The sequence below is a fragment of the Acinetobacter sp. FDAARGOS_559 genome (genome assembly GCF_003940475.1).
Taxonomy (GTDB): Bacteria; Pseudomonadota; Gammaproteobacteria; order Pseudomonadales; family Moraxellaceae; genus Acinetobacter; species Acinetobacter baumannii.
This window is the reverse complement of sequence record NZ_RKJG01000005.1, coordinates 3,878,783-3,901,115: the sequence shown is the minus strand read 5'-3', so window position 1 is coordinate 3,901,115 and position 22,333 is coordinate 3,878,783. Positions and strand designations below refer to the sequence as shown.

The window sequence follows — 22,333 nt, the reverse complement described above, 5'->3', positions numbered from 1 at the left end:
TCTAAGTTCAAAGTTTAAATTAGCTATTCAACACCATCGCATCATCTTCTGAATTTTCAGTGACACTCTGCACAAATGTATGTGCTGACACTGTATTTTCTCCAAAGACAAAAGGAACGATATGTTCAGGAAAATGCATACTGAGCATAAAGCCATAAATATCAACTAAATGCTGGGTATGCCCCAATGAAGATTTCACATAAATATAGTGATGTGGTTCAACAGATGTTTGTGCAAACTGCTGTTGTAATTGCTTCGCTGCTTTTATATCTGTCTGATCTGAAAGAATAAGTACATATGGCTCATCTCCCTCATACTGCTGTAATTCATTTAAGTTCAGCGTATGAAGAACTTTGGCTGCTTTTTCTTGGCCCACCACAATTTTTAAGTTTTTAGCTGGTTCGAGTTCTTCGATTTTTAATGATGGGTCCGCAAGGAGGCAGCTTGCAGCAAATTCAGCCGGAATATAATCTTTGACCATCCATGATTTTTCATCAATAAGATCTTGATCAATCTCTGAATCAACAGCCAGCATGAGAAATACCTCATGTTCTTTCTTTTGAATGCGTTTTAATAAATGAATAAATTCTTGATAAGCTACACGCTCACCCAAAAAGTGATATTCGATATGAACTTTTTGAGAAATAATGCCAATCTCATTAAAAAACTCTAAAATCAGATCATTACTTTGCTCATCATTCCAAACATGTAATAAATCTTCTGGAAGAAAAATATGCAAATTCAGTCGATTTAAACGGTGTACTTCAACTACGGGTGTTTCCGCATCTTCATATTCGCTATTTGGATCGACCCATGCAGAATGCATATGATATTCACGGATCTGATGAGATTCATAAAATAAAATTGAGCGCTTTAAATGTTCAGCCAAGCGATACAAATTCTCTATATTTTGTTCTAGTTGTTGCCTGATTAAAGACATGATACGAACTTGTCTTGGTGAAGCAGCGTATTGAATATCCTCATCATTTGTCTCAGCTAAATCTTTAATTCGATAAGATAAAAGAGGCAATCCATACGAATTCAACAATTGCTCATCAAGCTCCGGACTTTTAAAATTTTGTATTTCTTCAATAATAGTTTCATTCTCGCCTAGGGCATGTATAGCAAAAGCGGAATATACATTAAAATCTAGCTGTTCTAGAGGTTGTTCAATTGCAGCAGATGATTTTTGACTATCATCATCTTGACTTTGATTTGCAGCCTGCTCTTTCTTTTCTTTGTAGCTTTTATAAACACTATAAATTAACCAAGGTGATAAGATCACCAAAGTAATGATTGCTGGCAATAATAAAAAATAAAGGAAAAAGTCGATTTTATTTGGGTTATATTGAACATCACGCCAGTAGAAAATGATAATTCCACTAACAACTGTAAAAATAGCGATGAATGAGAGTAATATTTTTTTAATCATATTTGCTCTCCAATAAGGCTATAACATGTTTCATCGTTATGTGTATTAGGATTACGAGACATTAAAAAAGCGCCTTGCCCTAAACCACTTTCTTGGCCTTGAGTTAAGCGAACAGGTTGTATTTCAGTCTCATCCAATATCAATCTTAAATCTATCGATAAAGTTGGACTGCACCAGGTTTCTACGATTTTTTTGAGCTTTAAGCTAAGCTCTTGATGAGGTAAAAATTTTAAATATTGCTGACGCTTAAGCGGACCTATTTGAATCTCAATTTTTCCATCAATTTGTTGAATCGTTTCCCCACAAAATGTGTTAATACCAAGTAAGCTCGGTTGACTTCCGCCTAAAGTGGTTAGCTGATCACCCGCTAACTTAAACGATTCCTGTACAAACTCTTTAATTGTAATTTCATGCTTAAAAATACAACTCAACATCGTCTTTAAAGCATGAACCGTATTATTTTGCCCCTGCATTAGGCCTGAAAATTCAGCGAAATATTCATCCAAGTCTTGTTGCTGATGTTGTGAGCGAACATAGCCATTCAATGCATGGAGAATATCCAAATAATCATTTTTATTTTCAATTTCATAGCGCACAGGCAAGTGATAAGTAATACTTGACTCAACATACTGACTGGTCAACTTATGATTAAATAAGCTTAAAAACTCTTTCGTTTCAGCGCGTTGTTGCCTTGGAGCCTGCTTAATTTTATTTGTATATGTATAAGGTAATGCACCTTGTATACCAGTCAGACCAACGATCAGGTTTGTTAAATGAACACGCTCATCTACTAACTCTAAACTTTCAATTTCAGTGGCTGGAAAATTTAAGTTAAATGAGGTCTCAAATTTAAAATAGTCAGACCATGACAAAGCTGCGTCATTGGCAGGCATATGACGCAATAAACGTGTTGCTTGAATAAACTCAAAAGACTTAGGGCGTTGAAACAACTCAGCCGTTACAGAAGAGTCTTGCCACCAACGTTCTGACTGCATTGGTATAACTCCTGCTGAGATGAATAATCCTTAACCACCAAATCAACAAAACTATTAATTTGAACCTTTAAATTAAAAACACGACTTAATAACTGACTAAAAATATATAAGCTATGCCCTCTAAATACGGATGAATCAATTTGTAATTCAGCTTTTACTCCTCTTACAAACATTGGAAATGGTTTGCCATCTACGAGTTTATGGGTAAGAGAAAATTCTAATTTTTTAATTGATTCTATAATTAAATAGTTTTCTTTTGACTGCGGTAAGTTATATAAAGCCAGCAGCTCTTTAACATGAGAAACAGCATCCCCTTTCATAAGTGCTAAGCTATTTAATGAAAGATGCGAGATCACACGCCACTGTTCACTTTGGCCTTGTTCAAACTTATAAGGCTTTGTAGGTCGTTTTAAAACAATGGCACGTCTCGCCAAGCTACTATCATTTAAATTTAATACGTTATTAGACTGACCCAGTGCTTCATGAGGTAAATCACGGTTTGAACATAATAATTTGGTACTAATAAAATCTGAGCGCGTTGAAAATGGATTTAAATTTTTAGAAATAATCGAATAGCCCATTTCAACGAAATTGGACTGTAACTTTTGATAGTTTACTGAGTAAAAAAAGCGAGCTGTATCATTGTGGTAATGGCTCATCGCAAAAAAAGCCAAAACAGGAACATAGCTTTCTTCCTGATTTGTTTTTTCACGCACCATATTCATCTCAAGTATTGAATATACCTGATAAAACTCAGGATGATGTGCATCTGTAACTAAAGGATATTCTAACTGCTTGTGAACTATCTTCTGAGGTTCAGCATATTTTTCAAATAAATTAATTACTGGGGTAGTAAATAATTTAAAGTTTGCAATATTTAGCTCAGAATAGTTTCTAACAACGGCTTGATCATTTAAGTTTAATTTGAAATGAATTAAAAGCTCAAATTCGGATACATGCTGAGGTATTCGCTTTAAAAAATCCAAATCGAGCTTAAGATAACTAAACTTTTCCGGGAAACAAAAGTATTCCATCAACAAACGATAAGCATGATGGGTATGTTGATCAAGCGGTAATAAACTTTCTTGTTCTGCAAAACCAATCAATTCGAATGGATTCTTGCTCAATTCTACAATTGTTTGTCCATATTTAACCGCAAAACTGGTTCCTTTTTTGAAAATACTATCAAGGACCTGTAGAGGAAAATTAGAGATAGCATCCAAATAAATAGGAAGCTTCTCATCAGTTAAACAAGCATGAGCGTTATTAAAAATTTCAAATTTAAGGCTCAACGTCGCATTTTGATTTAAGTGCATATGTGCACTAGGTGTAGTTTTAAAATCTAAACCACTTAAATGAATAGGCAGTAATTTAACATCTTGAGTTGTATTAAACTCACACTGCACCCCTTTGAAACTACGAGATTTCAAAACCGTATGATGAGGTACAAGATGAGGTTCTGTAAGCTGTTTAATCTTATTAATATCTTCAAAACTAACAACTGAACACGCAGGAAAATGTCGTAAGTATTGAGGAAACATCACCTCAAATAAAGAACGAGTAAAAACATCGTAACTGTCTGTTAGTTTTTTATCGATTCGAGCAGCAATCAGCGAAAAAGCCTGAATCAGACGTTCAATATGTGGGTCATCAATTTGCTCTTGATTTAAAGATAAGCGCTGAGCAATTTTTGGATATTTTTGGGCAAATTCCCGAGATTGTTGTCCAAATTCTTGTAATTGTTTTTCATAAAACGGTAAAAGCTCTTCTATCACAACACACCCACTACGCTTAAGTTCTTGCTGAAATTACATATTGCTGCGTTGTTGGTTTTAACAATGCATCAAATACAACAGGTTCATATAAGGGGTGAATATTTAGATAAGCCTGAATACTTAAACATAATGCGCCCATATTATGTCCATCTAATAACATCTCTACCCGTATTTGTCTTAGCCGAGGTTCATGAGCTGCTATTGATTGCTCAATGGATTGGCAAATTTTATCCCGATCCAGAGGGTTGGCTGTAGAAAGCCCCACAAAATCAATAATCCCGAACTGAAGTATCGATTTTTTTACAAGTGGATAGTCATCAATCACATGATCTAACTTTGCTACCCGACTATTGAGCAAATCTTCTAAATCCTTTGCTACAGATTCTCTTAATTGCTGAATAGAAAGACCTTTTGCATAATCTTCACTTTCTGGAATTAAGCGATCAAATAAAGTTGAACGAAATCCGTATGGATAAAGCCGATCTAAGTTCATTCGAGTTCACAACAAAGTATATTTAAAGACAGCAGAGGCTAACTTTATGTCAGCCTCCACCAAATATTCACTTAAATAATTACGCTGCGTAAGAAGCTGTATTATTAGAAAGTGACCATTTCTTAGTAACAGCACCTTTAGCAGTACCGTTAATATCTTGTTGGTTATAAGTCCACTCAACAGCAGCATATTTCAAACCGAATGCTTCTGTAGGAACGCCTTCTTCGTTAACAGTTGGAGTCACACTAGAAACTAAAACGTGCTTCAATTTGATTTGTAAGTACTTGATACGTTTATCGCCATTTGCGCGATAGAAGTCGATTTGTACTTCATCAAATGTGTAACCAGCTGAACAAGCTTCCCATAATTTAGGGCTAGTTGCGTCTAAGTCTTTCACGAAAACCATGTCAGAATGTTCAACACGTTCAGCAGTGTGGCCGCCTACACTACTTGAAGTAGCAGATTTAGGTTGACGGATGTTATGAGACCAAGAGTTAACTTCTAACCAACCTTTGTGCTCAGAATCACGAGATTCTCCATCAACTTTATATTTACCGCGAAACTCAACGTATATATCTTTCATTTAGAACTTTCCTATTTTTAATTTAAAGTTATTCTTTAGCTGACCTTGATTAATTTGAGGACTGAGGTAACTCAGTGACAAGTCGTAAAGAAACCGACAACTCATCCAGCTGGAAATGTGGTCGCAAGAAAACCACAGATTTGTAGTGACCTGGTTGAGCAGGATCTTCTACAACTTTTACAGACGCTTCACGTAACGGGTATTGAGCTTTTGCTTCTTGAGAAGCACCATCGTCAAGTAAGACATACTGTGACAACCACTCATTTAAGAATGCTTCAACATTTCCAGCAGAAGCAAAGCTACCCACTTTATCTCGCATCATTGCTTTTAAGTAATGTGCAATACGTGAAACAGCCATGATGTACTGAATCTGACTTGATAAAGCCGAGTTTGCATTGGCTGTATCATTGTCATATTTTTTAGGCTTTTGAGTTGATTGCGCGCCAAAGAAAGCTGCGTAATCTGTATTTTTACAATGTACTAACGGAATGAAGCCTAGATCGCTTAACTCTTTTTCACGGCGATCCGTGATTGCAATTTCAGTTGGACACTTGAATACCACTTCGCCATCTTGTGTTTTAAAAGTATGTACTGGCAAGCCTTCAACCAAACCACCACCTTCAACACCGCGAATAGCAGCACACCAACCATGCATATCAAATGCATTTGTTAAGCGAGTACCAAAAGCATAAGCTGCATTCATCCACAAATATTCATTATGGTTTTCACCAGAAACATCTTCAATAAAATTAAAGCCTTCTGTCGCAGTACCTTCTTTTGGATGATATGGGAGACGACCCAAGACATGAGGCAAAGTCAATGCAACATAACGTGAGTCTTCACTATCACGGAACGAACGCCATTGAACATATTCAGCGGTTTCAAAGATTTTTGAAACATCTCTAGGACGATCAATATCTGTAAATGATTCAAGGCCTAAAATGCTCGGACTAGCAGCTGAAATAAAGGGTGCATGTGCTGCCGCTGCAACATGAGAGATTTGCTCAAGCAAATACATATCAGATGGAGTACGGTCAAACTCAAAATCACCAATTAATGCTGAGTATGGTGCACCACCAAAAGAACCGTATTCTTCTTCGTAGATTTTCTTAAACAAAGTGCTTTGATCAAAGTCTGTAGCACCTTGGAAATCTTTTACCAACTCTTTCTTAGTCGTATTGAGCATACGAATTTTAATGAGCGGATTTGAAGGCGTTTCCTGACAAAAGTAATAAAGACCACGCCAAGTTGACTCAATTTTTTGGAATTGTTCATTGTGCATGATCTGACTTAACTGCTTTGAAATCAGAGCATCAATTTCTGCAATACGCTTATCAATTGATAAAGTCATATTTTCAGAAACAGTAATGGTTCCTGCCATTACTTCTTTAGCAAGCTCACCAATTAAGCTTTTAGCACGAGAATGTTCTTCTTCATTTCGTGCAATACGACTTTGTTCAACAATCGAATCTAAAAGATTAACTTCTTCATTTTCAACAAGTGGCATTGCTGCTGATTGAGTATTATTCATGATCGGCCTCCGCACTTAATTTACGGATTTGATCAGTATTTTTAAGAACCTCATCAAGCAGATCTTCTAAACGCTCACTGTTTGAAATTTTGTTTCTTAAATCGGTTAAACGCTCACGCGCCTCAACCAATTTCTTTAATGGATCAACTTGCTGTACAACATTTTCTGGGCGAAAATCTTCCATTGATTTAAATGTTAAATCAACAGCCATTTTACCGCCTTCTTCTGTCAACGTATTGTCTACTTGAAAAGCAGCTCTTGGAGACAGAGATTCCATTACTTCATCAATATTATCTAAATCGACATTAATGAATTTTTTATCTTTTAATTTTGTACGCTCAAGCTCTGATGCAGCTGAAAAATCACCCATTACACCTACAACGAATGGTAGTTCTTTCGCTTCTTTTGCATCACCAATTTCGACATCATATGTAAGCTGAACACGTGGAGGTCGAATTCGCTGAAGCTTCTTTTGTACGCTTTCTCTCTTAGCCATAAGGTTCTATCCCAGATTATTTAGTTAAAGGGTCAAAAGGCGAACTTTTTGATTTACTAACACTCGCAACAGGTGCTGTTTTTGGTTTAACCGCAGATGTTTTTACGGGAGTTACTGTACGCTTAGTTGTCGTTCGAGGAGTAGAAACCCGATTACGCACTACATTTTGTTTTCTATAACTTCTTTTTTCATTATCAGCTGAACTACCTTCTGAGCTAGTTTTGAAACTTGAAGGATCAGGTGCTGGCATTGCTGTATGAATATTTTCAATTAACTGTTTCGCAGGGGGATATGTTACGTCATTTGTTAAATATCGCATTTCTTGACTACGCATTTGTTGCAAAGAGTTATTTGCAATACTTACACCTGATAAAAACAATACATCTGTTAATAATGAACCACGAACGTTTTGACTCTGTAATTGATTAGCTAAATTTAATGCCTTAACTGGTTGGTTGGTTTGATAAAAACGCATAGCTGCTTTAGCTAATAAATCATTCTTTTGAGTAGAATTATCTGTATCACATACTTGTTTAAAAAGATTTAATAATTCTGGATCAGTTTGCCCTTCAATTATAGGATTTTTCTTAACACAGCTTTTCTTTAGTTTTATAGGCTCTAATTCTGCAGCTTGTGCACAAGCCAAACCAACATAGTTACCAATTAAAAAAAGTATCAAAACACTTTGCTTTAACACAACTTTCATTCCTCTATCTTCTTATTTAGTCAAGGTTTTACTGAAAAATTAACATTTTATAAATATCAAAAAATCAGTATAAAAACCTTATATTCAAAAAATTTAGTCGCAGTTTAACATATAAATAAACATATTTTATATAAAAAACATATTAACTTAAACTAAAAGCTAATAGTTAAGATGCCTATAAAATATAGCTTAATAAAGTTTTTCTTATAAAAAAATAATATTGTTAATTTTTGTAAATAAAAATAAGTTATTGATTTTTATTAATTAAACAAAAAATTAAAACTAAGAAAAAATTATCATAAATATCACTTAGTTAAGATTTATGAAACATTTACTTAAAAAGATTTTATTCCAGCTAAAAGACAACTAGATTAAATGACTGTAAAAAATACATTTCAAATTTATGTGACTAAAAGCTCACTATAAATAAAATCAACTTGTCAAGACTAATCTGTCTATTTAGTATATTTTTTTCAGTTTTAATTTACTTGGCAACTAGCTGAAAAGAGAAGCTCCTATATACATTGGATACTCTTATTACAAATTTGAGTAACATTTGTATAGATCATGCCCAGCTAAAGTTTTTAATCTATATAGATTCTTAAGAGTCTCATCAATCAAAGGAAATTTACACGAATGTATTTCTTTTAAAAGAAAGCATTAACATCATGTTTCTTTATAGCAAATTCGATTTTCTTTAAAAGCATATATTTGATATATACAACCTAATGATTTTCAAAAAATGATGAAACAAAATATAGCTATTATCTTATTTTCAAGCATTGCTTTAAGTGCTTGTGCAACATCTACTGAATCAAATCAAAAACAAACAAAGCCCTCACCTGAACTGGAGCAAAAAATTCAGAAGTTGGTTGAGAAAACTAAAAAGAATATGATTTTTGTCGAGGTGGTAGCTATCTCATGGGAGATTTTAGGCTAGTAACTCCTGAATTAGAAAAACTGTACCTGATAGCATGGCGGTAAAAAATCCTAAAGGTAATACTGGAAAACCTAGTAACCAACTATTTTCCCCAGGCGGTGATAATAAAACACTTCATAAAGTTTCCCTTAGCAGTTTTAATATGAGTGCTTATAAGACTACCTTAGAAGACTTTAATATTTTTACAAAAGCAACTGGACAAATTGAGAGTACATATAATAAACGATATAGTGCAAGCATTGCTCATAAAATAGCAACTGGTATGGCGTGGCAACAAGCCAAAGATTATTGCCAATGGCTTGGACAACAAGTGGATACACCCATGGATTTACCCATTGAATCGCAATGGGAATATGTAGCCCGAAATAAAGGACAATATGATAACTACAGGCATTCACATGACTTACAAACTGTCGCGAATATTCCGGTTATAGGTCAAACACCACCAAATCCTTTAGGTTTTTACGATCTTGTTACCAATAATTATGAATGGATGAATGATTGGTACGATAAAGATTATTATAAACACTCACCTAGTGATAACCCAACAGGACTCCAAATGGGTACAGAAAAAGTTTTAAGAGGTACTCTAGCAATGGGAGCCGATAACTTAATGATGAATGATGGTTTTAATATAGCTAGAAATAAAGCCCCACCCATCCCAGATGAGGAAACCAAATCAAAATATCGCTTATATTCTGTTCTTTGTGTTGCTAATATTCAGCAGCCAATTGAATAACCTTAAGCTACATATGAGCCATCAAAGTTTTGTTGACAATTTACTGCACTATCGAATCTTTCTAAGAGCTATAAACTACTTATCCTAAATATCTGACACAGTATGTTTATTTTCACCCACCCTAAAAACAAGATTCTAAAGTACACCCAGCAATACAAAATTAATTTTTTTAATAATTTATTATAATGACTCATTTAAAAAAGGCATGTTCATATTGATACTAACATGCCTTAAAAATTCTTATACTAATCTCAATTAAAGCTTAGATTTCCAATAATTAGCTTTCTCAGGATTATATTTAGGGCTTCTATCATTTGAATAGATATCAACCAACAATTGTATAGCAGCTTTATTCTGCGCATTAGCTGCTTTTTCTGCATACTCAATTGATTTTGAAAAATTCTGCTCTACACCATTACCATCAAAATACTTAAGTGCAAGATTATATTGCCCTAATACAGAACCATTATTAGCTGCTTTTTCAAACCATTTTTTTGCAAGCACAGGGTCTTTTGCAACCCCATCTCCATTTTCATAAGCTAAACCGATATTGTTTTGTGACTCAACATCCCCCTGATTGGCTGCCTTTAATGCCCACTCAAAAGCCTTTTTGTGATCTTTAGTTACACCTTCACCGTTGTATAAAAGACCCGCAACTATTACCTGTGATTGTAATAAGCCTAATTCTGCAGATTGACTAAAATACTTAAAAGCTTTCGCTTTATCTTCTGTTATACCCAATCCTTTATAATATGAAACGCCTAAATTATGTATAGCTGAAGGATTACCTTTCTTAGCCCCCTGTTCAAACCACTTTAAAGCTTTTAAATCATCTTTTTTTATTAAATCATTACCATTCCGATAAATTAATCCTAATTGCAACATGGCATTTGAAGAGCCTAGTTGTGCAGATTTCTCAAATAGTTCCAGTGCTTTCTTTTGATCAAGTTTTTCACCTTCGCCTGTGGCATACATAGATGCTAATACAAAAATAGCCTCAGCGTCATTTGCTTTTGCAGCCTTTTCTAGTTCATGTTTAGACTTATATTCAGACACATCTTTATAATCTTTAGTCAAAGCTCCATAAGTGTGTTCTTCCTTCTGCTGACTGCATGCAGATGTGACTAATATTAAGGTAATGACAAACAATCTAAGCTTCATTAAACAACCTTTTACTTCAAAAAATTTTTCTTATCAAAATAATCTTCTGGGTATGGATCTAGACCTTTTAAATTTTTTCTATATTTCATTACACTAATCTGAACACCATCATCAGTTAAAAAATCATTATAGAAATCCTGTTCTTTTGGATATTCAAATCCTAGCTTTTCAAATATTTGCTCCGATAATGTTCCAAAATTTTCATACGATTTCCTATAACCAAAATAATTAACAAAACCAGAAATTGCTACAGTAACAAATAAAGTAGTGCCAACAATCTCTAGAAAATATAAAATGGTATTCACAGAATAAGAAAAATTAAAAATAAAATAAAATAAAAATTAAGAGAAAACCCCATGACAACAATGTAAAATAATAAGTTTGCTTAAAAATGGCTTTATAACCCATTTTTACTGAACGCCCCATCTCATAAATCATATACAATAAGCCTGATTTAGGGTCGATAATTGCATAGACCTGATAACGTCCATCTACAGGTTTTTCGCTAATTACAGCAATCAACTCATCATTTTCTTCAAAACGTGCTGTCGTAAATTGTCCGATTACTGGATATCCCTCTACTTCACCAATAAAAGTTATACCATCCTTAGCCTTAGCGGCCATTACTAATATAGGTGCACTGGTCAGCAACGAACTACTCTCAGCGAGCACACCAGCAAAAGCGGTCCCAGCCGCAATTCCACCAATATTCTGATTTACTGGAATTTTAGAATTTGCTTTTTCTAAAGAATGTATTGGACCTTTAACTAGCTTAAGGTTTAATTTAAGTTCCACTACTTATTCGCTTGTTGTATTCTTACTAAAATAATCTTCTGGGTATGGATCTGGGCCTTTTAAATTTTTTCGATACTCCATAACACTGACATGTACTCCATCTTTAATAATAAAATCGTTATAAAAATCTTGTTCATCTACATTTTTAAAACCTAAAATAGAAAAGATTTTCTCTGATAACTCAGCAGCTTGTTTAAAGCTTCTTCTAAAAACAAGATTCATAAATAAACTAAAGAAAATTAAAAGTACACAAAGAATTAAGAAAAATAATTTTAGATTTTCAATTAAATAAGAAAAATTGAAAATTTCTTTTCCAGAAAAAATATCAAATATAAAAAATAGTCCCGTAAAAATAATACTAGCACTTATAGACCAAATAAAAACTAGCTGCCAAATATTTTTATAAGAGTTTTTAAGTGACCTCCCCATTTCATATAACATATATAATAGACCCGTCCGAGGATCCAATATAGAGTAAGCTAAATGCCGTCCCTGTTCTTGTTCATCACTAATCACAATAACAAGTGGATCATTTTCTTGAAACTGTACAGTAGTAAATTGCCCTATGACCTTATAACCATTGATTTCACAAGTAAAAGTTTTAGCATCAATTCCTCTTGCAGCCATAAGCATAATTGGTGCATTAGTCATTAAAGTACTACTTGATGCTAAAGCTCCAAGCATCGCAGAACCAACTGCTTGTTTTTCTATATTTTTTAAAGGAAGAATTTTAGAATCTTCAATAGTAAGTTTCTGAATTTCACCTTGAATAACTTTCATACTAAATACTCATAATAGCTTTACTAAAAGCTTCTTCTTCATCTTTAAATAGCTTAAACTTGCTTGAATCTTTACCAAATATTGATTTCTCACACCATTTTTGTAAATCATCATCTAACACATATGTTTTAAGCAAATATTCAATAACCAAAAAACCAATACCGATCCAATTACAATATGCTGCAATACGTATAAAATTTGCTCTTAAAAGGATTCTTGTAAAAGCTATTTTATTAGCTGATGACACTACCCATGAATTTTGTAATATCGGTAAATTTAGTAACAATCCAAAACCAACTCCAACCATTACTAAGGATACGGTTGCCTTTGTGAATAGAAAAGCCATAAGAATTTTATCTTTATCACCTTCCTTTTCCTTATACACAGCAAATGCATCTATACAAAAAGATATAATAGCTGCTGAAACAGCCAGGGCAGAGTAAAACTTGAAGTGCGACATAAACCACCTAATTAATTTAAAGGGTTTATGGAGTATATAAAATTGTCATACCATCATCTTAACTTTGAAGATCGTACTGCATTAATGCTTGAGTCAAGAAAAGAAGGCTTTTCAGCCAGAAAATTTGCTGAACTTATTAAAAGACATCCTAGTACGATCTATCGTGAGCTTAAAAGAAATAGCATCAATGACGTTTATCAAGCTCAATATGCTTCTGATAACACTTTTGCTAGACGTAGACGTGGTCACAGAAAACTCAAAATCGATTCAATCCTCTGGAAATTTATTGTTGAAGCGATCCGTTGTTTATGGTCTCCTCAGCAAATAGCAAAGCGTTTAAAGACATTTCCTGATTTGGATCAAACAATGAATGTAAGCCATACAACGATTTATTCAACGATACGAGCATTACCCAAGGGTGAGTTGAAAAAAGACTTATTATCCTGTCTACGTCATGAAAATAAAAAGCGAAAAGCTAACGGTGAACCTAAAAAAGATTCTATATTACAGGATATTAAAACTATTCATGAGCGCCCAGCCGAAGTTCAAGAAAGAAAAATACCGGGTCATTGGGAAGCTGATTTAATTAAAGGTAAAGACAATAAAAGTTCGATAGCAACACTTATTGAACGAAATACACGGCTCTGTATCTTGGCAACATTACCTGATGCAAAGGCAGAATCAGTGCGCAAGGCTTTAACTGAAGCTCTGAAATATTTACCTGCAGAACTGCGTAAAACGTTGACCTATGACCGTGGACGTGAGATGTCAGAACATAAAATACTCGAAGAAGATTTAGGCATAGATGTATATTTCTGTGACCCACATTCACCCTGGCAAAAAGGCACATGCGAAAATATGAATGGTTTAATTAGGCAATATTTACCTAAAGGGATTGATTTAAATCAGGCAGATCAGCATTATTTAAATCAAGTTGCCATGTCACTGAATACTCGTCCTAGAAAGGCGTTAGATTGGCTTACACCATTAGAGAAATTTGCTCAGCTTGTTGATTATCATATGGCTTTTGAAACTGTCGCACCTCATGTTTGAATTCGCCCAGTCTTGCACCATATAATCGAATTTTATTTGCTTTCTCTTGAAAACTTAAGGCATCCATTCCCCCACCAGCAATATCCAATACCGCTGCTGAAGATGCTAATAAACCTGATATTAATTGAAACCCATTTTCCCAATTTCTTTCGCCAATAAACTTATTAGATTGCACTCCAAAATTTATTAATTCAAACAAAGCCACAATACTTGAAATCCTAATTGCTACGCTTGCTGGAGACTTACTAAGGATTTCTTTGATTTTTTGTGCAGCGGTATTTTGCCCTGCATTTTTCCAGCGTCTTTCTATCTCTGTTACATTCAGTTGGGTACTCGCATTTGTCATTTTAAAATCTACATTATAGAGCAACGACCACTTTGGCACTCTGTCTGTTAATAGTGAGCTATGCGCATAAGCAATGAATGAAACACGTGAAAGTCTTTTTGCAATCAATGGATTTATATTATATTGCAGGCTCCACTTAGCCACACTTCTAGTAATTTCTGAAATCCAGAGTAAGGATTTAGCAGGGTTATACCATTTCAGCTCATTAATTTTATTATTTGGATCAGCTAACCATTGCTCCCAAAGCTGGTCAGCACTTACAAATGCAGCGATTAAGCTTTTTAAACTGGATTGGGTCTGATCCCACGTCAAAGAGGTAATCTCAGAGCTTTTTGCATTATATTGATCAATTAAATTTTTTTGGTTATAAGTGACTGCCCGCATATATAGATTATCGTCAGAAATTTCTTCAACCCCCAACCATTTTTCCATTAATGCTTGTCCCTCATCACATCCTGTCATTCCATCCATCACAGCTAAAGCGTGTACATGGAACAATGCACCATATTCTTTTAAAATTGTTTGGTCATAAACATAAAATGCATTCAGCAAATGCTTAGATTTAAGCCACTTAATATGATCACTTGCATAAGTTTGAGCAAGTGTACGGCCTTCATTTATTAGTTTTTTTACTTCTTTATCAAAAGCTTTTTTAGTATCCCAATTAATTTTAGGTGCATATTTTGTTTCCCAAGTTATTTTAGCTTCAGCTTTTGATTGCGTTATAATTTTCTCTTTTAACTTTTGTTCGCCTTCTGCAAATTTTTTATTCCTTTGCAGAAGAAATTTATCTCTTTCAGCAGTAGGTGCTCGATCCCAAATTTCTTGAATTTTACTTAAATATTCCCTCTGATCCATCGAACCAAATTTTGGTATTTTATCTTTAGCATATTCTATTTTTGCAGATAGATCAGCAACTTGGCTTCGTGCGCTTAATTGTTGATTAATTAGTTTATTCTCAACAACTATTTTAATACTATCTACGAGCTGAGAAGATTGTAGTCGGTGTTCATTGCTAATCTTTTCTACATTTTTGGCTAGATAATTTGTTAATTTACCAAACTGACTATTACGACTGTCATTCAACTTTCTCGTAATACCAACTGGATCATATAAAGCCATACAGGCAAGCGATTTAGGCTCATCTTTAAACTTGTTTAATGTCGCATCGATACGGTTTTTACCAAAACTGTTTAGATTATAAACCGTAGTTTTAAATTGGCTTGCAGCAATACAATGTTCTTGCGCACTTCCACCATTAATTAAAATTTTCTGCCACTTTCCTTCTGTTACAAACTTATCGGCATTTTTTTCATATTCAGATATTTTGGCCTTACTCATAGGCACATGCGTATGAATAATATATGCAATCTTCGCCTCATCTTTAGGGTTACTTTCTACAGCTATCACAGATGAATTAAAACTATGACCTGCTCCTTTACATGCGAACTCTGGAACACTTTTAGGTGCTTCTTTACCCACAGGAAAATAAGACAAATGTCCATTTGGAGTAACTTTATATCCAGCCCACTCCAAAGCTCCAGATGTTCTTTTTACTAAGCGATAGATATAACCAGTATTAATCATCTCAACTGCATATTTGAGATGGCTTAACTGAATATCTTTGACATTTTTACCCAAGGTTGGAGGCAAAGCAGGTGGATTATCTTTAACAACGGTGTATCGTAAAGGTAAAATATTGAAGCCTTTTTTACGACAAAAATTTGAACACTCTTTCTGGGCCTGCCCCGCACTACTATTTTGCATGTTTGCAGCAGTTGACTGTTTCGCTGATTTTGCAATTTCACTTTCTTCAATCTTCTTATTAATATTTTTAGCAACTGTTGGGTTGCGCATATCGCCCACTGCTTTGGTTTTTCCCATAACAGGAATTTGACTCTGCTTCTGTTTTTGCTGAGCAATAGCCTCATTAAATAAATTATTTGATTTTGACTTGCCCAATATCATTTTTTGATTTTCTGACATCTTTTTATCCATTCAATTCTTTAGCTATCTGCTCATATAAGTCTTTCGTTACATAATCCATAGCGTCCGTAAAAGACATTTTATTCATTACACAATGGTCGTAGAGCACATTGGTTACCATGGGATGCTGTATAAAATTTTTATGTATAATTTGGCTGTAAAGACCATATGTAACTAAATCTAAATGATTTTGAATACCAAAATCGTAGTAAGCCTCTTTAAGATTTTGATGGATTTCAACTGGATGAATTTTTATTAGATCAACTTGTTCAAATTCACTTAATTGTTGAAATACATTATTAGCAATTTCAATTAAATCCAATTCTATAGATTGCTCAAGGTTCACTTTTTTTAGATTCAAGATTGATCGCGATTCATCGTAAGATTTAAAGCTAAATAGACCCTTTGGATGCAAAAAATGCCATTCTTTAAAGCCATTTAATAAGCCGCCTACATATTCTGTTTTAAAAATCTCATCCAAGTAGATCATGACTCTAGGGTCATACCAACGGAAAAGAATTTTTTTACCTTGATCAGAAATCACTAATTTAGCTTTTATTTGATCTCGCAATTCCTCAAGTGAGCGTGTCATCGCCACGCCAAACCCATGAACAAAATAGCAATCATTCGTAATATTTTTATTTCTCGATAGATTTTGCAATAAGTCCTCTTTAACCTGCTCAAATACTTTTTTACCATCAATACAAATAAAAAAGAGATTTGACTTTGCAATTCCTTTCTTATGCGCTAAAGGGATATATGCAATATTTTTGTTTGATAGATTATCTATTACACCGTTAAAAATAGAATCATTCAGTGTAGTATCTAATAAAAAAATAATCTGGCCATATTCATTCAGAATTTGGATGCACTGTTCTTCAATTTTAGAAGTAATATCTTTTAAATCTTCATATTGGGTTGTATTAAAAACCGACAAACTCATGATAAATCTACCTTAGCCGAACCATTTTGAGCAGCTTGAGTTTGCTTAGCCGAACAGTCTGGTAAATCTAAAGCAGGCGGATTTATTGATGACCCTCCCATAAACAAGTGCTGCCCAGCTTTCACCTCAAGCTTACCGCCCGTAACAGGGAAAATACCTGAACCGTTCAGCTTAACTTGAGATCCGTTTGCTGTCAGATTAATCTCAGTTGGGCTAGTAATATAAACTGTGTCTTCGGTTGAAGTAATCTGTACACCTTTTCGAGCAATGACATCTAAGCCATCACCTTGAGCTTGAATTTCTACTTTGCCCTTCCCAGCAAAAAGTCGAGCACCCTCCTGAGCAGCAAAGAGACTAATCTTTTGGCTCGCATGATTCACTATATTCTTTTGCGTACTCATATTAATGCTATCTCCAGCACTTTGAGTGAGCTGACCATTTGCACTGAGGTGTATATCTTCATTACTACTTACAGCAATACTTTTTGGAGATGCTAGCAGCATCACTGCTGATTGAAACTCAGCAGCTTTTTTAGGATCTTCTTGTTTGAGAACTTCTAAGAAAGTCTGAATATTCTCAAGCATATCTAACGGGTCAGTTTGCTGATTTTTAGCAACTTCACTGAGTGCCTTGGCATTGTTGAGGCCGCCTTCGATTTGTTGCTTGGCCTCACTTGCATCAAGGTGTACACCTTGAGCCTGATCCTGTTTGTGGGTACTAATGAGTAAGCCGCTACCAGCTCGAACTGCTCCCCATTGGTCAGTTCTGAGTTCAAAACCTTCCCCACGACCATCACTTTCCGCCTTGTCTTTTGGATGGCTTAAGTTACCCAAGTTTAGCTGGCTGGCCGCATGGCTACTTTGTAGCTGGGCACTGATTTGGCCTGTGGTGTCATCAAAACGGAGTTGGTTAAAGCCTTTGCCATCAACTTCTTCTGAACGAATGCCGCTGAGTTTTTTAGTGTCAGGTAGCTGACCTTTCTGGTCAAACTGGGTCGGGTGGCGCTCGGCTTCATGAATACGCCCCACCACAAACGGGCGGTCAATGTTCCCGTCAAAGAAATCGATGACAACAATTTCACCAACACGTGGCAAGAAACGTGCGCCATAACCTGCACCCGCCCATGGAGTCAGCACATCGATCCAAGCCGAGTCGGTGTCATTGTCGTTACTTCCTGCTCCACCATCATGACTGTGGTCATCAGCTCGGGTAAACAGGAAACGGACTTTAATGCGTCCCCACTGGTCGACATGAATGCTTTCACCCTCTAAACCCACCACTCTAGCGCGCTGTGGGTGAGCGGCTGGTCGGTGCTCTAACGGGTTATATTCAGGCACAGCTTTGATGTTACGACGAACGACATTCAGCTCAGCAAAGTGGCGCTGCTCAGGGTTTTGACTGTCGAGTTGGGCTGCCTTGAGTTTGCCTTGTGGTAATAGGCACTCAAGTTGCTGTTGTAATTCTTTCGGTAAATTATTCTGGTTATAGTAGTGTTTGCTTAAGATTAAGAACTCTTTATCAGCACTGTCATGTTGGTCAAGTTCTGGGTGTTCATTGAGTTCAAACCAGTAACCTACCTGTGCATCACGGACATTCCCTGCAACGGTAAACTGTTTAGAACTCAGGTGATGGTAAGCATTGATGTGCTGGTTAAGCTGTTCAATCTGGCTATTGCCTGAAGCTGTGGCTTGATCTTCCCCGTTTAGATCCTGCATCCACGCTGGGCTAACATGCCATGCATCTTCAAGGTTCAGGCTTGCATTGTCATAGTGTTCGCTGTGCTTTTGGGTGCCTTGTACGCTGCCGCTACCTTCTTCTTGTTGCAAAGCATCGGCTTGCCAGCGTTGCACATGAACCGAGGTTGGTTGTAAACGACGCTCAGCTTTGACTTGGGTAATGGTATCGAACTGCTCTGTCGCACTGCTGCGTTGATAGCGGATGCTACGGCGTTCAAGTGCCTGATAATTTTGGTTATCGTCAATTAAACGTAAGACTTGTGGCTGGATAGAAGCATTCGGGTCAGCGACAAAAAGCTGTGACTCATCGACCAACCAGTTAATACCTTCACTACGCCACAAACGGGTTAAAAAGTCATAATCGCTTTCATTTGACTGCATCACAAATGGACGCACATCGTAGTCTTTAGTTAAGCCGGATGTATCGAGCGTTATGCTTGAGGCAAATAACGGGCTTTTTTCCTGCCATTCCTTAAACAGAATTTCACTAATATCGCGCACGCTTTTATTCATAAACACGCGGCTATTACGGCGTTTATGCCAGAGTGCAGTTGGGTCTTTTAAGGTGAGGTTATAAATAGTGAGTGAGCCGTCGCTTTGCCCTTGGCTGGCTTCGGTAATAATACCTGTCGTTCTAAAAAACTGGCCTGTATCGGTGACCTGATCGACGGCAACCTGACAGCCAATAAACTGTTTTAATGCAATATGGGCGTTTGTCGACAGACACAATAACTCAGCAACGCTGCCCTGATTAAGCGTATGTTCGCCTTCAATACGTTGTAAGAAGACTTGATTGTTTAATGATGCGTTGGAAAATTGCACATGAAGAACGCGATTCTGTGCGACCAATCCTAAACTATCTAAAATTTGAAATATTTTATGGGACATCATTATTATAAAAACTGAGTAATAATCATCGATATTTTATAAAAAACAGACAGAATTGTCTAATTTATATAAATTAGCTTATCTTCCCCTAACTTACATACTTTTTAGTTTATCTAAAATAAAGGTAAAATTTTAAAGGAGAAAACTCATGTCTAATCAAATAGATCAAGCCATTCAAAGTATCATTGACCTACATGTTTTAATAGAAAATGTATTTACAGGAAAAAATGCAGAGCAAAGTCTGGGACCGCTTTTAGATAGCTTTGATCAAAATTTTAAGATGGTTACGGTTCAAGGTCAGAGTATTGGCTTAGCCGAAGTTAAAAACTTATTTAGTCAAAATATTGGAAAGAAGCCTTCTTTAAAAATCGACATTATTAAGAGTACAGCTTTATACGAATTTGAAAATTATTGTTGGGTGCAATATCAGGAACATCAGCAAACTGATGAAACCGAGACAGTGCGTACCTCTACGGCCTGCATTAAAGTAGAAGACGAAAAATGTTATTGGGTTTATTTGCATGAAACTTTAGTTCCCTCATCTTCTTAACTCATCTAGAGCACCTTAAAGATGGCACCTATTTTGCTTAACAATATTACGTTTTATGAAAATCGTAATACTGATCAAAACGGGGAGCTCTCGATATGGGTTATGTTGCAAAGGAATTTACGCAAAAGAACAAGCTGATTCTCAGTATTTGTTCTTTCGTGATTCCAATATGTCTTTGGTGCGCAATCAGTTACTTACCTTTTGTTTGGCATCCTCAAGTACAAATCACAAGTTCAGGCAGTGTTCCTTACTTACAAGTAGGAAGTCGCGTTGATAAAAATGTGTTCTATCTCGAAGCACAAAATGCAGTCAATCGAGATTCTGCACCACCACAAGGTATTTTAGTCAATCCAATTTATTTACCCGCTCCCCATGAAGTCGCTAAGGCTTTGGTCACCGCATTTACCACACCACCTGAACAACCTGATTCGCCATGGTTTCATCAAAGTTTATGGCACAGTATTAAACTGGTATTTTCAGCTTTTTTTATCTCTTCGCTTATCGGGATTCCACTAGGTATTTTGTGTGGTTTTTCTAAGCGGATATCCCTGTTAACAGAACCGTTTGTCGAGTTTTTCCGTTACTTACCCGCACCTGCATTTGGTGCGCTTGCAGTGGCAATTTTAGGGATTAATGACGCACCTAAAATTGCCATTATTGTGATTGGTACACTCTTTCAGCAAATTCTCATTATTGCCAATACCACACGAATGGTTGATCGAAGCTTAATTGAAGCTGGCTATACGCTTGGCACCAATAAGCTCAAAAGTTTATTTCATGTGGTGATTCCTGCTGCCTTACCTGATATTTACCGTGACTTACGTGTGCTATTGGGCTGGGCATGGACCTATTTAATTGTTTCAGAGTTGATTGGTACGACCTCGGGTATTACATGGTTCATTACCCAACAGGCACGCTATCAAAACTTTGACAATGTCTATGCGGCTATTTTGATTATTGGCGTGATTGGGCTGGTCTGTGATTGGGTATTAATGAAATTAGGTGAGCGGATGTTCACATGGAAAGTAGGAGCAAAATAATGAACGATTCAACATTTAACGCACATGAATACTTTCAAAAAATTTATGAACGTCCTGTGATTTTAGAAGCTAAACAACTGAGCCAAGTTTTTAAGCATGGTCAAACTGAACGTACTGTTTTAAATAAGCTCGATTTAAAAATTCATAAAAGAGAATTTATTTGTGTGATTGGCCCTTCTGGCTGCGGTAAATCGACGCTAAGCCGTGTTATTGCAGGTTTAGACCCCTACCATAGTGGAGAAGTTTTAGTAGACGGCGAATGTATTACGGGGCCATGTCCTGAACGCGGCATGGTGTTTCAGGGCTATACCCTTTTCCCTTGGAAAACCGTAAAAGAAAACGTGATGTTTGGTCCGCAAATGCGCGGGGCTAGTCAAATGACAGCCGAAGCTCAAGCACGCGAATGGATCAATATTATTGGTTTAGAAAAATATGAAAATCAGTATCCACACCAACTTTCTGGTGGCATGAAACAGCGCGTTGCGATTGCTAGAGCCTTGGTTAATCAACCTAAAATTTTACTCATGGATGAACCTTTTGGTGCACTCGACCCACACACCCGTCAAAAAATGCAAAAGCACCTGATGGATTTATGGCAAAACATTGATATCACCATTATTTTTGTAACCCATGACATGGATGAGGCTATTTTACTGGCTGACCGAATTGTAGCACTCAAAGCCAACCCAGGTGAAATTAAAGAAATTATTGAAGTTAATTTACCTCGCCCACGCTCACTCGATTTAATGAGCACACCTGAGTTCAAACAACTTCGGGCACGAGTTGATTATCTGGTTCACGCTGAAGAAGACGAGCTTGACCCAGCTTTACAAGACTTACCAAAAATACCGCGTATGACTCAAGTCAGTACAGAAAAATAAGTAAGACATTAAAAAGCCCAAGTT

The 22,333-nt window shown here is 35.9% G+C and carries 18 protein-coding genes and 2 pseudogenes; 5 read left to right on the top strand and 15 right to left on the bottom strand.

Annotated features, from left to right (window positions below; genetic code table 11):
• Positions 1-19: 19 nt before the first annotated feature.
• The 8 genes from EGS71_RS20380 to EGS71_RS20345 all read right to left on the bottom strand — a co-directional run bounded on the left by EGS71_RS20380 (position 20) and on the right by EGS71_RS20345 (position 8,011).
• Complete coding sequence (locus tag EGS71_RS20380; protein WP_000591884.1) at positions 20-1,432, bottom strand: hypothetical protein; 1,413 nt, start codon at positions 1,430-1,432, stop codon at positions 20-22.
• The gene (gene tssG, locus EGS71_RS20375) at positions 1,429-2,427 is read right to left on the bottom strand and encodes a type VI secretion system baseplate subunit TssG (RefSeq protein WP_001190397.1); all 999 of its coding nucleotides are present in this window, start codon (positions 2,425-2,427) and stop codon (positions 1,429-1,431) included. The genes EGS71_RS20380 and tssG overlap by 4 nt, the downstream gene beginning before the upstream one ends.
• A complete protein-coding gene (gene tssF / locus EGS71_RS20370) occupies positions 2,391-4,202 on the bottom strand; it encodes a type VI secretion system baseplate subunit TssF (RefSeq protein WP_000568819.1) in 1,812 nt (603 codons plus the stop codon). Before tssF ends, tssG begins: the two co-directional genes overlap by 37 nt.
• Positions 4,203-4,218: 16 nt before the next feature.
• A complete protein-coding gene (gene tssE / locus EGS71_RS20365; RefSeq protein WP_001047031.1) occupies positions 4,219-4,695 on the bottom strand; it encodes a type VI secretion system baseplate subunit TssE in 477 nt (158 codons plus the stop codon).
• A gap of 79 nt (positions 4,696-4,774) precedes the next feature.
• Positions 4,775-5,278 carry an Hcp family type VI secretion system effector gene (locus tag EGS71_RS20360; RefSeq protein ID WP_000653195.1) on the bottom strand — a complete coding sequence of 168 codons (504 nt, stop codon included), beginning with the start codon at positions 5,276-5,278 and terminating at the stop codon, positions 4,775-4,777.
• Positions 5,279-5,327: 49 nt separating this feature from the next.
• The gene (tssC, locus tag EGS71_RS20355) at positions 5,328-6,809 is read right to left on the bottom strand and encodes a type VI secretion system contractile sheath large subunit (RefSeq protein WP_001066523.1); all 1,482 of its coding nucleotides are present in this window, start codon (positions 6,807-6,809) and stop codon (positions 5,328-5,330) included.
• The gene (gene tssB, locus EGS71_RS20350) at positions 6,802-7,305 is read right to left on the bottom strand and encodes a type VI secretion system contractile sheath small subunit (protein WP_001119042.1); all 504 of its coding nucleotides are present in this window, start codon (positions 7,303-7,305) and stop codon (positions 6,802-6,804) included. Before tssB ends, tssC begins: the two co-directional genes overlap by 8 nt.
• Before the next feature lie 16 nt (positions 7,306-7,321).
• Positions 7,322-8,011: a hypothetical protein gene (locus EGS71_RS20345; protein ID WP_000869704.1), complete on the bottom strand. Its 690-nt coding sequence runs from the start codon at positions 8,009-8,011 to the stop codon at positions 7,322-7,324.
• 742 nt (positions 8,012-8,753) lie between these two features.
• Between EGS71_RS20345 and EGS71_RS20335 the strand changes: the two are divergent.
• Positions 8,754-9,690, top strand: a pseudogene (locus EGS71_RS20335) (formylglycine-generating enzyme family protein).
• Positions 9,691-9,945: 255 nt separating this feature from the next.
• On the opposite strand, the gene EGS71_RS20330 reads toward EGS71_RS20335, so the two are convergent.
• The 4 genes and pseudogenes from EGS71_RS20330 to EGS71_RS20310 form a co-directional block, all read right to left on the bottom strand.
• Positions 9,946-10,851: a tetratricopeptide repeat protein gene (locus tag EGS71_RS20330; RefSeq protein WP_000776716.1), complete on the bottom strand. Its 906-nt coding sequence runs from the start codon at positions 10,849-10,851 to the stop codon at positions 9,946-9,948.
• Positions 10,852-10,862: 11 nt separating this feature from the next.
• Positions 10,863-11,646 (bottom strand): annotated as a pseudogene (locus EGS71_RS22830) (putative type VI secretion system effector).
• A 3-nt stretch (positions 11,647-11,649) separates the two neighbouring features.
• On the bottom strand, positions 11,650-12,426 hold the full coding sequence (locus tag EGS71_RS20315) for a putative type VI secretion system effector (protein WP_000864764.1): 777 nt from the start codon (positions 12,424-12,426) through the stop codon (positions 11,650-11,652).
• 1 nt (position 12,427) lies between these two features.
• Positions 12,428-12,886 carry a hypothetical protein gene (locus EGS71_RS20310; RefSeq protein WP_228201092.1) on the bottom strand — a complete coding sequence of 153 codons (459 nt, stop codon included), beginning with the start codon at positions 12,884-12,886 and terminating at the stop codon, positions 12,428-12,430.
• Positions 12,887-12,970: 84 nt separating this feature from the next.
• Here EGS71_RS20310 and EGS71_RS20305 point away from each other — a divergent pair, with 84 nt between their 5' ends.
• Entirely contained in the window at positions 12,971-13,939 is a 969-nt protein-coding gene (locus EGS71_RS20305) for an IS30 family transposase (protein ID WP_012308653.1), read from the top strand.
• On the opposite strand, the gene EGS71_RS20300 is transcribed toward EGS71_RS20305, so the two are convergent.
• From EGS71_RS20300 to EGS71_RS20290, 3 genes are read right to left on the bottom strand one after another with little or no spacing between them, the layout of a single operon-like run.
• A complete protein-coding gene (locus EGS71_RS20300; protein ID WP_228201091.1) occupies positions 13,866-16,271 on the bottom strand; it encodes a T6SS effector BTH_I2691 family protein in 2,406 nt (801 codons plus the stop codon). The two genes, EGS71_RS20305 and EGS71_RS20300, sit on opposite strands and share 74 nt — an antisense overlap.
• Before the next feature lie 4 nt (positions 16,272-16,275).
• Positions 16,276-17,214, bottom strand: a complete 939-nt coding sequence (locus tag EGS71_RS20295) for a hypothetical protein (protein ID WP_000059482.1) — start codon at positions 17,212-17,214, stop codon at positions 16,276-16,278.
• Positions 17,211-19,841 (bottom strand): type VI secretion system Vgr family protein, encoded by a 2,631-nt coding sequence (locus EGS71_RS20290; protein WP_002011259.1) that lies wholly within the window; start codon positions 19,839-19,841, stop codon positions 17,211-17,213. The genes EGS71_RS20295 and EGS71_RS20290 overlap by 4 nt, the downstream gene beginning before the upstream one ends.
• Before the next feature lie 145 nt (positions 19,842-19,986).
• Here EGS71_RS20290 and EGS71_RS20285 point away from each other — a divergent pair, with 145 nt between their 5' ends.
• The 3 genes from EGS71_RS20285 (at position 19,987) to EGS71_RS20275 (ending at position 22,309) form a co-directional block, all read left to right on the top strand.
• Positions 19,987-20,388, top strand: coding sequence for a hypothetical protein (locus EGS71_RS20285; RefSeq protein WP_000070712.1), 402 nt, complete (start codon positions 19,987-19,989; stop codon positions 20,386-20,388).
• Positions 20,389-20,483: 95 nt separating this feature from the next.
• Entirely contained in the window at positions 20,484-21,428 is a 945-nt protein-coding gene (locus tag EGS71_RS20280; protein ID WP_000542522.1) for an ABC transporter permease, read from the top strand.
• Positions 21,428-22,309, top strand: coding sequence for an ABC transporter ATP-binding protein (locus EGS71_RS20275; protein WP_001000093.1), 882 nt, complete (start codon positions 21,428-21,430; stop codon positions 22,307-22,309). Before EGS71_RS20280 ends, EGS71_RS20275 begins: the two co-directional genes overlap by 1 nt.
• Positions 22,310-22,333: the final 24 nt, after the last annotated feature.

Coding starts and splice junctions, on each gene's coding strand:
- EGS71_RS20380 (WP_000591884.1), bottom strand. CDS start 1,432: ATGATTAAAAAAATATTACTCTCATTCATCGCTATTTTTACAGTTGTT.
- tssG (WP_001190397.1), bottom strand. CDS start 2,427: ATGCAGTCAGAACGTTGGTGGCAAGACTCTTCTGTAACGGCTGAGTTG.
- tssE (WP_001047031.1), bottom strand. CDS start 4,695: ATGAACTTAGATCGGCTTTATCCATACGGATTTCGTTCAACTTTATTT.
- EGS71_RS20360 (WP_000653195.1), bottom strand. CDS start 5,278: ATGAAAGATATATACGTTGAGTTTCGCGGTAAATATAAAGTTGATGGA.
- tssC (WP_001066523.1), bottom strand. CDS start 6,809: ATGAATAATACTCAATCAGCAGCAATGCCACTTGTTGAAAATGAAGAA.
- tssB (WP_001119042.1), bottom strand. CDS start 7,305: ATGGCTAAGAGAGAAAGCGTACAAAAGAAGCTTCAGCGAATTCGACCT.
- EGS71_RS20345 (WP_000869704.1), bottom strand. CDS start 8,011: ATGAAAGTTGTGTTAAAGCAAAGTGTTTTGATACTTTTTTTAATTGGT.
- EGS71_RS20330 (WP_000776716.1), bottom strand. CDS start 10,851: ATGAAGCTTAGATTGTTTGTCATTACCTTAATATTAGTCACATCTGCA.
- EGS71_RS20315 (WP_000864764.1), bottom strand. CDS start 12,426: ATGAAAGTTATTCAAGGTGAAATTCAGAAACTTACTATTGAAGATTCT.
- EGS71_RS20310 (WP_228201092.1), bottom strand. CDS start 12,886: ATGTCGCACTTCAAGTTTTACTCTGCCCTGGCTGTTTCAGCAGCTATT.
- EGS71_RS20305 (WP_012308653.1), top strand. CDS start 12,971: ATGCTTGAGTCAAGAAAAGAAGGCTTTTCAGCCAGAAAATTTGCTGAA.
- EGS71_RS20300 (WP_228201091.1), bottom strand. CDS start 16,271: ATGTCAGAAAATCAAAAAATGATATTGGGCAAGTCAAAATCAAATAAT.
- EGS71_RS20295 (WP_000059482.1), bottom strand. CDS start 17,214: ATGAGTTTGTCGGTTTTTAATACAACCCAATATGAAGATTTAAAAGAT.
- EGS71_RS20290 (WP_002011259.1), bottom strand. CDS start 19,841: ATGATGTCCCATAAAATATTTCAAATTTTAGATAGTTTAGGATTGGTC.
- EGS71_RS20285 (WP_000070712.1), top strand. CDS start 19,987: ATGTCTAATCAAATAGATCAAGCCATTCAAAGTATCATTGACCTACAT.
- EGS71_RS20280 (WP_000542522.1), top strand. CDS start 20,484: ATGGGTTATGTTGCAAAGGAATTTACGCAAAAGAACAAGCTGATTCTC.
- EGS71_RS20275 (WP_001000093.1), top strand. CDS start 21,428: ATGAACGATTCAACATTTAACGCACATGAATACTTTCAAAAAATTTAT.